Origin of the sequence: Rhizobium oryziradicis (assembly GCF_001939045.1) — a bacterium.
Lineage (GTDB): Bacteria > Pseudomonadota > Alphaproteobacteria > Rhizobiales > Rhizobiaceae > Allorhizobium > Allorhizobium oryziradicis.
This window is the reverse complement of sequence record NZ_MKIM01000022.1, coordinates 1-12,626: the sequence shown is the minus strand read 5'-3', so window position 1 is coordinate 12,626 and position 12,626 is coordinate 1. Positions and strand designations below refer to the sequence as shown.

The 12,626-nt window shown below is 56.1% G+C and carries 12 protein-coding genes and 1 riboswitch; of the genes, 11 read left to right on the top strand and 1 reads right to left on the bottom strand.

Annotated elements, in window-relative coordinates; translation table 11 throughout:
- The first annotated feature begins 37 nt into the window (after positions 1-37).
- The 5 genes from BJF95_RS03915 (at position 38) to BJF95_RS03895 (ending at position 5,015) form a co-directional block, all read left to right on the top strand.
- Positions 38-1,213 (top strand): acyl-CoA dehydrogenase, encoded by a 1,176-nt coding sequence (locus BJF95_RS03915; RefSeq protein ID WP_075638163.1) that lies wholly within the window; start codon positions 38-40, stop codon positions 1,211-1,213.
- 20 nt (positions 1,214-1,233) lie between these two features.
- Positions 1,234-2,391, top strand: a complete 1,158-nt coding sequence (locus BJF95_RS03910; protein ID WP_075638162.1) for a CaiB/BaiF CoA transferase family protein — start codon at positions 1,234-1,236, stop codon at positions 2,389-2,391.
- Between the two features lie 105 nt (positions 2,392-2,496).
- Positions 2,497-2,985, top strand: coding sequence for a nuclear transport factor 2 family protein (locus tag BJF95_RS03905; protein ID WP_139317398.1), 489 nt, complete (start codon positions 2,497-2,499; stop codon positions 2,983-2,985).
- A gap of 89 nt (positions 2,986-3,074) precedes the next feature.
- Entirely contained in the window at positions 3,075-4,124 is a 1,050-nt protein-coding gene (locus BJF95_RS03900) for a DmpA family aminopeptidase (RefSeq protein WP_075638160.1), read from the top strand.
- A gap of 24 nt (positions 4,125-4,148) precedes the next feature.
- Positions 4,149-5,015 (top strand): D-amino-acid transaminase, encoded by an 867-nt coding sequence (locus BJF95_RS03895; RefSeq protein WP_075638159.1) that lies wholly within the window; start codon positions 4,149-4,151, stop codon positions 5,013-5,015.
- Positions 5,016-5,058: 43 nt separating this feature from the next.
- On the opposite strand, the gene BJF95_RS03890 is transcribed toward BJF95_RS03895, so the two are convergent.
- Positions 5,059-6,555, bottom strand: coding sequence for a serine hydrolase domain-containing protein (locus tag BJF95_RS03890; RefSeq protein ID WP_075638375.1), 1,497 nt, complete (start codon positions 6,553-6,555; stop codon positions 5,059-5,061).
- 177 nt (positions 6,556-6,732) lie between these two features.
- Between BJF95_RS03890 and BJF95_RS03885 the strand changes: the two genes are divergently transcribed.
- The 6 genes from BJF95_RS03885 to BJF95_RS03860 all read left to right on the top strand — a co-directional run bounded on the left by BJF95_RS03885 (position 6,733) and on the right by BJF95_RS03860 (position 12,445).
- Entirely contained in the window at positions 6,733-7,773 is a 1,041-nt protein-coding gene (locus BJF95_RS03885; RefSeq protein WP_075638158.1) for a dipeptidase, read from the top strand.
- Positions 7,774-7,819: 46 nt separating this feature from the next.
- A riboswitch (TPP riboswitch) is annotated at positions 7,820-7,938 on the top strand.
- 106 nt (positions 7,939-8,044) lie between these two features.
- Complete coding sequence (gene thiC, locus BJF95_RS03880; protein WP_075638157.1) at positions 8,045-9,877, top strand: phosphomethylpyrimidine synthase ThiC; 1,833 nt, start codon at positions 8,045-8,047, stop codon at positions 9,875-9,877.
- 1 nt (position 9,878) lies between these two features.
- Positions 9,879-10,871, top strand: coding sequence for a glycine oxidase ThiO (gene thiO / locus BJF95_RS03875; protein ID WP_075638156.1), 993 nt, complete (start codon positions 9,879-9,881; stop codon positions 10,869-10,871).
- Entirely contained in the window at positions 10,868-11,065 is a 198-nt protein-coding gene (gene thiS / locus BJF95_RS03870; RefSeq protein WP_075638155.1) for a sulfur carrier protein ThiS, read from the top strand. The genes thiO and thiS overlap by 4 nt, the downstream gene beginning before the upstream one ends.
- A gap of 1 nt (position 11,066) precedes the next feature.
- Positions 11,067-11,840 (top strand): thiazole synthase, encoded by a 774-nt coding sequence (locus BJF95_RS03865; RefSeq protein ID WP_075638154.1) that lies wholly within the window; start codon positions 11,067-11,069, stop codon positions 11,838-11,840.
- Positions 11,837-12,445, top strand: coding sequence for a thiamine phosphate synthase (locus BJF95_RS03860; RefSeq protein WP_075638153.1), 609 nt, complete (start codon positions 11,837-11,839; stop codon positions 12,443-12,445). Before BJF95_RS03865 ends, BJF95_RS03860 begins: the two co-directional genes overlap by 4 nt.
- Positions 12,446-12,626 lie beyond the last annotated feature (181 nt).

The following is a 12,626-nucleotide window of genomic DNA, read 5'->3' as shown; positions in this document are numbered from 1 at the left end:
ACAATTATTGCCAGAAACACGGTTATCGAGGTTGGCTATGAGCTTTGTGTGGGACGATCCCTTTTTGCTGGAAGATCAGTTAACGGAAGAAGAGCGGATGGTCCGCGATGCGGCCAGCGCCTTTGCCAAGGCCGAACTCGCGCCGCGCGTTGCTGACATGTATCTCAATGAAACCACCGATCGCGAGCTGTTTCCGCTGATGGGTAAGGCTGGCCTATTGGGCGTGACCTTGCCGGAAAAATATGGTGCGGCGGACGCAGGGTATGTGGCTTACGGCCTGGTGGCCCGCGAAGTGGAGCGAGTTGATTCCGGCTTTCGCTCGATGATGAGCGTGCAATCCTCACTGGTGATCTACCCGATTTTTGCCTATGGCTCGGAAGAGCAGAAAGACAAATATTTGCCGGGCCTGGTGTCCGGTGAGTTGATTGGCTGTTTTGGTCTGACTGAGCCGGATGCCGGCTCTGATCCTGGCGGCATGAAAACCCGCGCTGAGAAAATCGAGGGTGGCTATCGTCTGCGCGGCTCGAAAATGTGGATTTCCAACGCGCCGATTGCCGATGTGTTTGTCGTCTGGGCCAAGTCTGAGGCGCATGATGGTGCGATCCGTGGTTTTGTGCTGGAAAAAGGCATGAAGGGCCTGTCTGCGCCAAAAATCGGCGGCAAGCTGTCGCTGCGTGCATCAATCACCGGCGAAATCGTCATGGATGGCGTGGAAGTCGGTGAAGATGCGCTGCTTCCCGGTGTTTCCGGCCTGAAAGGTCCGTTTGGCTGCCTCAACCGCGCCCGTTACGGCATTTCCTGGGGTGTTATGGGTGCCGCAGAAGATTGCTGGGCGCGTTCACGCCAATATGGTCTGGATCGTCATCAGTTTGGCAAGCCGCTGGCGGGCATGCAGCTCTATCAAAAGAAGCTGGCCGATATGCAAACCGAAATCACCCTTGGCCTTCAGGCATCCTTGCGGGTTGGCCGCTTGATGGATGAGCATAAAATGGCCCCGGAAATGATCTCGCTGATCAAGCGCAACAATTGCGGCAAAGCGCTCGACATTGCCCGCATGGCCCGCGACATGCACGGCGGCAATGGTATTCAGATTGAATATCACGTCATGCGCCACGCCCAGAACCTGGAAACGGTCAACACCTATGAAGGCACGCATGATGTTCACGCCCTGATTTTGGGTCGTGCGCAGACCGGCATTCAGGCGTTCTTTTAAAAACCGATAGGGAATTCACCATGTCCGAGGCCCCGCTTGCCGGATTGAAAGTCATCGAGCTTGCCCGTATTCTGGCGGGGCCGTGGATTGGACAAACCCTGTCTGATCTGGGTGCAGATGTGATCAAGGTGGAAAGCCCGGAGGGCGATGACACCCGTAAATGGGGGCCTCCCTTCATTGATGACGGGGCCGAAAAGTCTGCCGCCTATTTCCACGCCTGCAACCGCGGCAAGCGCTCGATTGCCGCAGATTTTTCAAAGCTAGATGATCAGCAAATGGTGCGGCAGCTGATTGCCTCTGCCGATGTGGTGATTGAAAATTTCAAAGTTGGTGGCTTGCAAAAATACGGGCTGGATTATCAAAGCCTCAAGGCGGACAATCCAAGGCTGATTTATTGCTCTGTCACCGGCTTTGGACAAGCGGGGCCTTACGCCCACCGCGCTGGCTATGACTTCATGATTCAAGGCATGGGCGGCATTATGGATCTCACCGGTGAGCCGGATGGCCCGCCGCAGAAAATCGGTGTGGCATTTGCCGATATTTTCACCGGTCTTTATGGGGTGATCGCTATTCAGGCCGCCCTGGCGCAGCGCGAAAAGACCGGCTTGGGGCAAGCCATTGACATGGCCTTGCTGGATTGCATGTCAGCGGTGCTGGCCAATCAGGCGATGAATTTTGCAGCTTCTGGCGTGGCACCGAAGCGTATGGGCAATGCACATCCCAATATTGCCCCTTATCAGACATTTCCCGTGGCAGATGGACATATCATCATTGCCTGCGGCAATGATGGTCAGTTTGCGCGGCTGTGCGGCGTTCTTGGCCTGGATGGTGTGGCGATCAAACCTGAGTTTGCCACCAATGCTGCGCGCGTCGCCAACAGGGCAGCACTGACCGAGATAATGGAAGCGGCAACCCGCAGGTTTTCGCGTGATGATTTGCTGGCTGCTTTGGAGCGTGCAACGGTGCCCGCTGGCCCAATCAATAGCGTTGCCGATTTGTTTGCTGATCCGCAATTTGCCTTTCGTGAGATGAAAATCATGCCCGATGGCGTGCCGGGCATTCGCACGCCCATCATGTTTTCCGATGCGGATTTGAACACCGCGCGCCGTTCACCACGATTGAATGAACACCGAGATGAGATTTTGGCAGAGCTTTCGGCAGGTGATCAGAAGGATTAGATGGTTTGCTTTTCCTGCCTATGGGCCAAATAAATGCCTTCTTGCAAGAAATGCCCACCCATCTATTTTCCAGTGCGACAATACGGATACGGTAGGATGGCAGACATGAAATTTGCAGTCGTAGCTCTGGTGGCTTCTTTAGGGTTCGGTGGCGCGGCATTTGCGCAAGAAGCAGTGGTGGGGGTGAAGAATGCCGATCAGCTGTTTACCAGCAAAGACCCGGCATTAAACCACAACAAGCAGGTGACCTATAAAATCATCACGGTGTTGCTGGAGGCCAATCATTGGGATCAGGCGGATCAGTACCTGACTGCGCGCTATATTCAGCACAACCCCAATGCTGCCTCTGGCCGTCAAGGGGTGGTGGATTATTTCACCAAGGTGTTGAAGGTAAAGCCGACACCGATTCCCTCAAAGACGAAAACCCAAATCGTCTCGGTTGTCGCCGAGGGTGATATTGTCACGGTGGCCTACCCGCGAGAGATGAAAGATCCCAAAGACCCAACCAAGACCTATAGCACCACATGGTTTGACAGCTGGCGCTTTAAGGATGGCAAGGCTGACGAGCATTGGGATTCGGCATTAAAACCGTAAAGATCAAGGGGATATCTGCATTTTTGCCGTGATATCCTCGACGCATGTGCGTAGTGTGCCGCGGAATTCAGCATTTGGCGGAGCATAACGTGACGGAAACCCCGCGACAGCGGTTGAGAGAGCTGGGCCTGACGGTAGGACATATCCCAACAGGCCCGCTCAATGCGATAACAGATGTGGCCGGTGTGGCCATTGGCCATGTGAGCCTGCACGAGGGCGAGAGCACCCACACGGGTGCCACGGCCGTTCTGCCCCATGGTGGCAATCTGTTTCAAGATAAGGTGCCCGCCGGATTTGCTGTGCTGAACGGCTTTGGCAAATTTGCCGGCAGCACGCAGATTGTTGAGTTGGGCGAGCTGGAAACGCCGATTGTGCTGACCAACACACTCGCGGTGGGCCGTGCGATTGAAGCGCTGAACCGCTATACGCTATCGCAAAGCGGCAATGAAAAAGTCACCTCCATCAACGCCGTTGTCGGCGAAACCAATGACAGCCGCCTCAATGATATTCGCGCCTGCCGCCCCAGCGTGGAAGAGATTGAACAAGCTATCCGTAATGCCCAGTCTGGTCCTGTACCGGAAGGTGCTGTTGGCGCGGGCTGCGGCACGGTGGCTTTTGGCCTCAAGGGGGGCATTGGCACCAGTTCGCGCAAGGTCAAGGTGGGCAAAGCCTATTATACTGTGGGTGTTCTGGTCCAATCCAACTATGGTGGCCATTTGATGGTGGCTGGCAGACCCTATCAGACCAAGGCAAGTCATGACAAAGACGGCTCGATTGTGATGATTGTGGCCACTGATGCACCTTTATGTTCGCGCAATCTCAAGCGTCTGGCCGAGCGTTGCTTTGGCGGCCTCGCCCGCACGGGGGCGGCACTCAGCAATGGATCGGGCGATTATGCCTTGGCGTTTTCCACGGCGGAATCGGTGCGGCGTACGCCGGAACGCCGCAAGGACATTTCCGATGCGGTTGCGCTTTCCAATGACGTTGTTTCGCCGCTTTTTGAAGCTGTGATCGAGGCAACCGAAGAAGCCATTCTCAATTCCCTCACCATGGCCCATACCGTCACCGGCTATAATGCTGGCACCGGCAAGCCTTCTACCTTTGAGGCTATTTCGCTGGATGCGATCCGCAGCCTTTAATTCTTGCAAGCATCAGGAGTTCCCATGTCCAATCCCGCCATTCGTACCGTTTATCTTAACGGTGCCTTCCTGCCTGAGAACGAGGCGCATATTTCGATTTTCGACCGTGGCTTCCTGTTTGGCGACGGCATTTATGAAGTCACCGCCGTGCTGGAAGGTAAGCTGGTCGATAGCCCCCTGCATATGGCGCGGCTGGAGCGCAGCATTGGTGAAATCGGCGGCTTTTTGCCAATTTCCACCGACGAGATTGTTGAGATCGAACGTCGCCTGATTGCGGAAAACGGCCTTGTTGAAGGTATGATCTATCTGCAATATACCCGTGGCGCAGAAGACCGGAACTTCTTCTATTCCAAGGATTTGCGGCCAACCCTGTTGATGTTTACCCAGTCGAAAAAGCTGGATGTGGCAAGCGTGATGGAAACCGGGTTGAAGGTGAAAACCGTGCCGGATCAGCGTTGGGAACGCCGTGATATCAAGAGTGTGTGCCTGTTGCCGCAGGTTCTGGCCAAGCGGATTGCCAAGGAAGCAGGCTGCGATGAAGCGTGGATGGTGGAAGATGGCTTTGTGACAGAAGGCGCATCTTCGACCGCCTATATCATCACCGCTGACGACAAGATCATCACCCGCGCCAACAGCAATGCCACCCTGCCGGGCTGCACACGGCTCGCCGTGCTGGATCTGGCCCGCGCCCATGGCCTGATCATTGAAGAGCGCCCCTTCACGGTGGAAGAAGCATTGAACGCCCGCGAAGCGGCGCTGACCAGCGCATCGAATTTCATCGTGCCGATCACCGAGATTGATGGCAAAGCCATTGGTGGCGGCAAACCCGGCCCGATGATTGCGAAGCTGCGGGAATTCTACATGGATAATGCCCGGAAGACGGCGGTTTAACTGCGCGAATGAGAACCCCTCCCCACAAGGGGGAGGGGACTTTTTACCGATCGCGCCGATATTCCATCATCCGCGCGCGGTTCAGCACCAGTTCCACAGTGCTATCATCCAACACATTCAGGCAGACCCGCTTGGTCCATGGACCATCATGCAGGGTGAACAAAAACCGCCCACCACCCAAGGCTTGAAGCGGCATGCGGCGGCGGGTGGGGCCGATGCCCATGATCAGCTCTGATCCATCGATCTCAAAACGTGCGCCTTCAGAAGACAGCCAGCGACCACTCACGCTTTCGGCAATTGGCTCAGAGTTTGCCGGGTGATAGTGGTGGGCAGCATGGCCGACCTCTCCAACAATATCATGGCCTTCCATTTTCAGCCGCATGGGCGAGGTGGCGGAGCGAGACGAAATCCAGCCTTGTCCGTCATCATAAGCGGTATCATCGGCATCCAGCGAGACCACAGTGCTGCCCTTGACCTCAAGCCAATTGGCCCCGGTTTCCGTCACATAGAGACCATCGATCAAAGCGATGGAAGGCACTGGCAGTGCCAAATCATGCAAAGCTGCCATGGCACTTTGGGCAATCTTGCCGCCATTTGTGTCTTCGCGGTTGGACACAATCACAAAACCGCAAGAATTTTGCCGATCCAGCAGAAAATAGGTTTTATAGCCCGGGTGCGATCCACCATGGCCGATGAAATCGCGATCACCAATGGTGGTTTTGGCCAGCCCCAGACCATAGCCGCTCAACCGCCCATCTTTCAGCGCGCGCGGTGCGGCCATGGCATCGAGCATGTCTTGGTTCTTCAGCAAGTCTTGAAGCCAAAATGAGAGCGATTCTGCACTGCCGGTCATGCTGCCAGAGGCGGAAATATGCAGACCCGCTGCCGAGAGCTGCCATTTTTGCCCATTGTGCCAATAACCCGGCACCAGGTTGGCAACGGTGTCATTCCACACATCCGGCGCATCCAGCACTGCGCCGCAATCCGCACCCGCTTTGGTGATGTAATCGCGGAAGAATACGCCTTTGCGCTCCAGTGCTGCTTCCACCAGCCGGTAGCCGGTGTTGGAATAGGACACTTCTGTGCCCGCCTCGAAATTCAGCCGTGTCATTCGTGCCAGAAATTCCAGCAGAGCAGGAGCCTGCGTTTCCGTGTAAACCGAAAGACCCAGCAGGCTTAATGCCTCGCGGGTATCGGGTAAGCCACCGCTCATATCCAGCGCCCGCCCCACGGTGACGCGGGCCAAAGGTTCCTGCAATTCCGGCAGGTGACTGCCCAACGTATCATCCAGGCTGATCAGATCCGGGTGGGTCAACACAAACGTGCAAAAGGCATGTTTGGTGACGGATGCGTAGCGCACCACGCTTTTCGAGGTAAACGCCTTCCCCGTGCTCAGGCTTTCCGCCCCGCCACATAGGGCAAAGCGAATACCATCCTGATCAAAACCCAAAATCGCACCACCGGGGGTGTCTGATGCCCATTGGTTGGTAAAGGTCTTTGCCGCTGTTTCAGCAGCGGTCCAGTGGAGAGGGGCAGTCATAGCAAAATCCTTCATGCACATTTCAAAGTGCGCCTAACACGAAACAAGGATCGCATGCCCCTATTATTTTAAGGGGCTTCCATGCAAACCATGCATTGGCCTCGGCGGTTATTTCTTCTAGAAAGGGTGAGGCCACCCGCTGCTCTGATGGCTTTGTAATCATTTCAAGGAAATACCATGTCCACTTCATCCCTCATGCCGGTTTTTGATGGTCACAATGATGTTTTGCTGCGGCTGCGCCGATCTGGCAAAATGCCTGCCTATAAAGCCTTTCTCGAAGGGGAAGTGGAGGGGCATATTGACTTGCCAAAGGCAAAACAAGGCGGGTTGGCAGGCGGGCTTTGCGCAATTTTTGTGCCGCCGCCTACCATGAAACCCGATGCCAATGGCGATTTCGTTGCGCCATCACAACCCGATGCCTTGAATGAAACCGTGGCCATGGCCCGTATTTTGTTCGACATCGAAGCCAATTCCCAAGGTCAGGTGAAGGTGTGCCGCACGGCGCAGGATATTCGCGCATCCATCGACACGGGTGCCTTTGCTGCTGTTTTCCATATTGAAGGCATCGAGGCCGTGGCAGCCGATCTGGATGCGCTCTATGTGCTGCATCAGGCAGGGTTGCGCTCGCTGGGTCCGGTGTGGAGCAGGCCGAATATTTTTGCCCATGGCGTGCCCTTCCGTTTTCCATCCTCGCCCGATATTGGCCCCGGCCTGACCGATGCTGGCAAAGATTTGATCCGCGCCTGCAACGAACTGAAGGTGATGATCGACCTTTCCCATATGAACGAGCAGGGCTTTTGGGATATTGCCAAGCTGTCCGACGCACCTTTGGTGGCATCACACTCCAACGTTCACGCGCTCACACCGCACAGCCGCAATCTCACCGACAAACAATTGGACGCGATTCGTGAGACCGGTGGTCTCGTGGGCATTAATTTCGGCGTGCTGTTTTTGCGCGAGGACGGCGTGAAAAACCCCGATACCGATCTGGAGGTGCTGTTGCGCCACGTTGATTATGTTGTCGAGCGCATCGGCATTGATCACGTTGCCTTCGGTTCAGATTTCGACGGCACCACGGTTCCGGCAAGTCTGAAAGATGCCACCGGCCTGCCTCTTCTGGTCAAAGAGCTGGAAAAACGTGGCTATGACGCGGCCTCAGTCGCCAAAATCTGCCACGGCAACTGGATTTCGGTGCTGGAACGCACTTGGGGCGTTTGATCCAAATGAATCATTGACGCCGGGGGCTACCCGGCTTTAATCTAGATTCATTCACCAGGGGTGTCCCGCAAGGGGCTGAGATTCCGCTAGGCAGATATGCAGCGCGGTGACCCGTTGAACCTGATCCAGTTCATACTGGCGTAGGGACGGTGCAAGCGCTGCAAAACTCTGACTCTTATTGGGTTGGATGCCCCGCATTGGGGCTAACGCGTCTTATCATCATTCCGGCTGTCATGACTGGGTCTCCAACCTTAACACTTGGAGCCTCAAGATGAATATTGCCCCGCAATTCCCAACACCCGAAGTCACCACGGGTCCGCTTCCTGCCTCCACCAAAATCCACATTGCTGGTGAGCTGCACCCTGACATCCGCGTGCCCATGCGCCAGATCGCGCTGCACCCAACATCCGGCGAGCCGCCGGTGAATGTCTATGATTCGTCCGGCCCTTACACCGACCCCAAGGCCACCATTGCCATTGATAAGGGCCTGCCGCGCATTCGTAGCCAATGGATCACTGCGCGCGGTGATGTGGAAGCCTATGATGGCCGCCATGTAAAGCCTGAGGACAACGGCTTTGCCACGGGCGAAAAACTGACGCCGGAATTTCCGGTGCGCCACCAGCCTTTGAAGGCTAAAGACGGCAAGGCCGTAACCCAGCTTGCCTATGCAAGAGCGGGAATCATCACACCCGAGATGGAATTCATCGCTATCCGCGAAAACATTGGCCGCAAAGCTGCCAAAGAAGCGTTGATTCGCGATGGTGAAAGCTTCGGTGCAGCCATTCCAGACTATGTCACGCCGGAATTTGTCCGTCAGGAAGTGGCCATGGGCCGCGCCATCATCCCGGCCAATATCAATCACCCCGAAGCCGAGCCGATGATCATTGGCCGGAATTTTCTGGTGAAGATCAACGCCAATATCGGTAATTCCGCCGTCACCTCCTCGATGGCGGAAGAAGTGGAAAAAATGGTCTGGGCCATCCGCTGGGGTGGTGATACCGTGATGGATCTCTCCACCGGCCGCAACATCCACAATATCCGCGATTGGATCATCCGCAATTCGCCGGTGCCGATTGGCACGGTGCCGCTCTATCAGGCGCTGGAAAAAGTCCACGGCATTGCCGAAAACCTCACCTGGGAAGTGTTCCGCGATACGCTGATTGAGCAAGCCGAGCAGGGCGTGGATTATTTCACCATCCATGCCGGTGTGCGCCTCTCCTATATCCATCTCACCGTCAACCGCGTGACAGGTATTGTGTCTCGCGGCGGCTCCATCATGGCCAAGTGGTGTCTGCATCACCACAAGGAAAGCTTCCTCTACGAGCATTTTGACGAAATCTGCGACATCTGCCGCGCCTATGATGTGTCGTTTTCGCTCGGCGATGGCCTCCGCCCCGGCTCTATCGCCGATGCCAATGATGCCGCCCAATTTGCCGAGTTGGAAACGCTGGGCGAGTTGACCAAAATCGCCTGGGCGAAAGATTGTCAGGTGATGATTGAAGGCCCCGGCCACGTGCCGATGCACAAAATCAAGGCCAATATGGACAAACAATTGGCCGTTTGTGGCGAAGCACCATTCTACACGCTCGGACCACTCACAACCGACATCGCCCCCGGCTATGATCACATCACCTCCGGCATCGGCGCTGCCATGATCGGCTGGTTTGGCACGGCGATGCTGTGTTACGTCACGCCGAAGGAACATCTTGGCCTGCCGGATCGCAACGATGTGAAGGTGGGCGTCATCACCTACAAGATCGCCGCCCACGCAGCAGACCTCGCCAAAGGTCATCCAGCAGCTCAGGTGCGCGATGATGCGCTGAGCCGCGCTCGCTTCGAGTTCCGTTGGGAAGATCAGTTCAACCTGTCACTGGACCCGGACACAGCGCGCTCTTTCCATGACGAAACCCTGCCAAAAGACGCCCACAAAGTCGCGCATTTCTGCTCCATGTGCGGCCCGAAATTCTGCTCGATGAAAATTTCGCACGACATTCGTGCAGAAGCGCAGAAAGAGGGTTTGGAAGCCATGGCGGCAAAATACCGCGACGGTGGCGATCTCTACATGCCGCTTGCAGATGGGGCCAACCAGCCCGCAGGTGAGTAAGATGAGCGTGTTGATCAAAGGGACCGGCGTTGCCGGTCTCACCTTGGCCACAGAATTAACCCGGCGCGGCATCAAGGTTGCGCTGGTTGATACGGCATCAATGGTCGGGCAGGGCGCATCGCATTATGCGGGCGGCATGCTGGCACCCTATTGCGAGCGCGAGGCCGCGGACGAAATCGTTCTCACCCTCGGTCGTGGTGCGGCAGATTGGTGGGAGGCGGCGCTTCCCGGCTCTGTCACCCGCAATGGTACATTGGTGTTGGCTCCCAGCCGCGACGCAGGCGATCTCAATCGCTTCGCCAGCCGTACATCTGGATTTGAATGGGTGAATGAAACCCAGATTGCAGCATTGGAACCCGCCCTTGCAGGGCGCTTTCGCCGTGGACTGTTTTTTGCGCAGGAAGCGCATCTCGACCCCCGACAAGCCCTGGATGGGCTTTGGCGTACGCTGCTTCAGCGGGGCGTTTGCTTTTATCTGGGCGATGTGCCCAAACCCGATTTCTCGGCTTTCGACCTGGTCGTGGATTGCACAGGGGCCGCCGCCATCGAGCAGCAGCCCGGTTTGCGCGGTGTGCGCGGCGAAATGATCTATCTGCGCACGCCAGAGGTTGCCCTCAGCCGTCCCATTCGGCTGCTGCATCCCCGCCATCCGATTTATATCGTGCCGCGCGCCAACCACCGTTTCATGGTGGGTGCCACCATGATTGAGGCAGAAGACGACGGCCCCATCAGTGCCCGCTCCCTGATGGAATTCCTCAATGCGGCGTATACGTTGCATCCGGCCTTCGGCGAAGCGCGGCTGATTGAAACCGGCGTCGGCACTCGCCCGGCTTTTGCCGATAATATTCCACGCGTGATCGAAACCGCTGATGGCCTGGCCATTGCAGGCATGCATCGCCACGGCTTTCTGCTTTCGCCCGCCATGGCCCGGCAGGCTGCAGAGCGCATTGAGCAAACTGTGGCTAATCATCAAAAACCGAGGTTGGTATCATGAAGCTTGTCGTCAATGGCGAGGCATTGGAAACCGCAGAACACACTCTCTCCTTACTGTTGTCTGAGTTAGACTATGAAGGAGAGTGGCTGGCAACGGCGGTCAATGGCGAACTTGTTCATGCCGAAGACCGCCCAACCCATGTTTTGCAAGATGGTGACCGCATCGAAATTCTTTCACCCATGCAAGGGGGCTGATATGTTGACACTTTATGATGTGAAATTGTCGTCTCGCCTGCTGCTTGGCACTGCCCGTTATCCATCGCCTGCGGTACTCGTCGATACGGTGCGCCATTCGAAAACCGAGATCGTTACGGTTTCACTTCGGCGCGAAACGGCAGGTGGCAAATCCGGCGGCGCATTTTTCGAGTTGATCAAAGAACTCGGCGTGCGCGTGCTACCCAACACCGCTGGCTGCCACAGCGTATCCGAGGCCGTGCTGACGGCCAAAATGGCCCGAGAGGTTTTCAAAACCAACTGGATCAAGCTGGAGCTAATTGGCCATCAGGATACCTTGCAGCCCGATGTTTTTCAGCTCGTCGAAGCCGCCCGTATTCTGAGCGACGATGGATTTGAGGTTTTCCCCTACACCACAGAGGATCTGGTGGTTGGTGAGCGATTGCTGGAAGCGGGCTGCAAAGTGCTGATGCCGTGGTGTGCGCCGATCGGCAGTGCCATGGGGCCGCAAAATATTCCCGGCTTGCGGGCCATGCGCGCTGAATTCACCGAAATCCCGCTGATCGTGGATGCCGGAATTGGCAGACCATCCCATGCGACCACGGTGATGGAACTCGGCTTTGATGCGGTTTTGCTCAACACGGCGGTCGCAAGTGCTCAGGACCCAATCCTGATGGCGGGTGCTTTCGCAAAAGGAATTGAAGCGGGGCGGGAGGCGTATCTCGCCGGAATGCTTGAGCCTCGAGATATGGCTGTTCCATCCACTCCCGTCATTGGCAAAGGTGTGTTTGCATGAAACTCGATCCCTTTTACCTCATCGTGGACAGTGCCGATTGGATTGAGCGCTTGATTCCGCTTGGTGTCAAGTTGGTGCAATTGCGCATGAAAGATGCGCAAGAGCCCTCCTTGCGCAACCATATCAGACGCGCCAAAGCCGTGTGCACGGCGCACCAGTGCCAATTGATCATCAATGATTATTGGCGCATCGCACTGGATGAAGGGTGCGACTTTATCCATCTCGGGCAGGAAGATTTGATGGACGCCGACCTATCGGCCATCCGCAGTGCCGGTGCACGCCTTGGCCTTTCCACCCATGATGATACGGAGCTAGACATTGCCCTAGCAGTAAAGCCGGATTACGTGGCGCTCGGTCCAATCTGGCCCACCATCTTGAAGCAGATGAAGTGGCAACAGCAAGGTGTGGCAAAGCTGCAAACCTGGAAGGCCAAAGCCGGAGGCATCCCTCTTGTGGCCATTGGCGGAATAACGGTCGAGCGATTGGACGATGTTTTTGCTCACCACGCCGACAGTGCGGCCGTTGTCACGGATATTACCCTTAACAGCAATCCTGAAGCACGAGTGCAGGAATGGCTGGCAAAGACCGCCCAGTGGCGGGGGTAGGGACGTCCGCTTAAACGGGGAAATCAAAGGGTCAAAATCAATCTAAGTTTGTCTTTTTTCAATATCTTACAAAAAACGTCATAAAATTGAAAAAATCCATTTGACTTGTTGGTTTTGTGGGCTTAGAAACCGCCTCACAGCAGACGGGGCGGCGGCGCGAGAGCGGCGAGCGGCTTTGTTG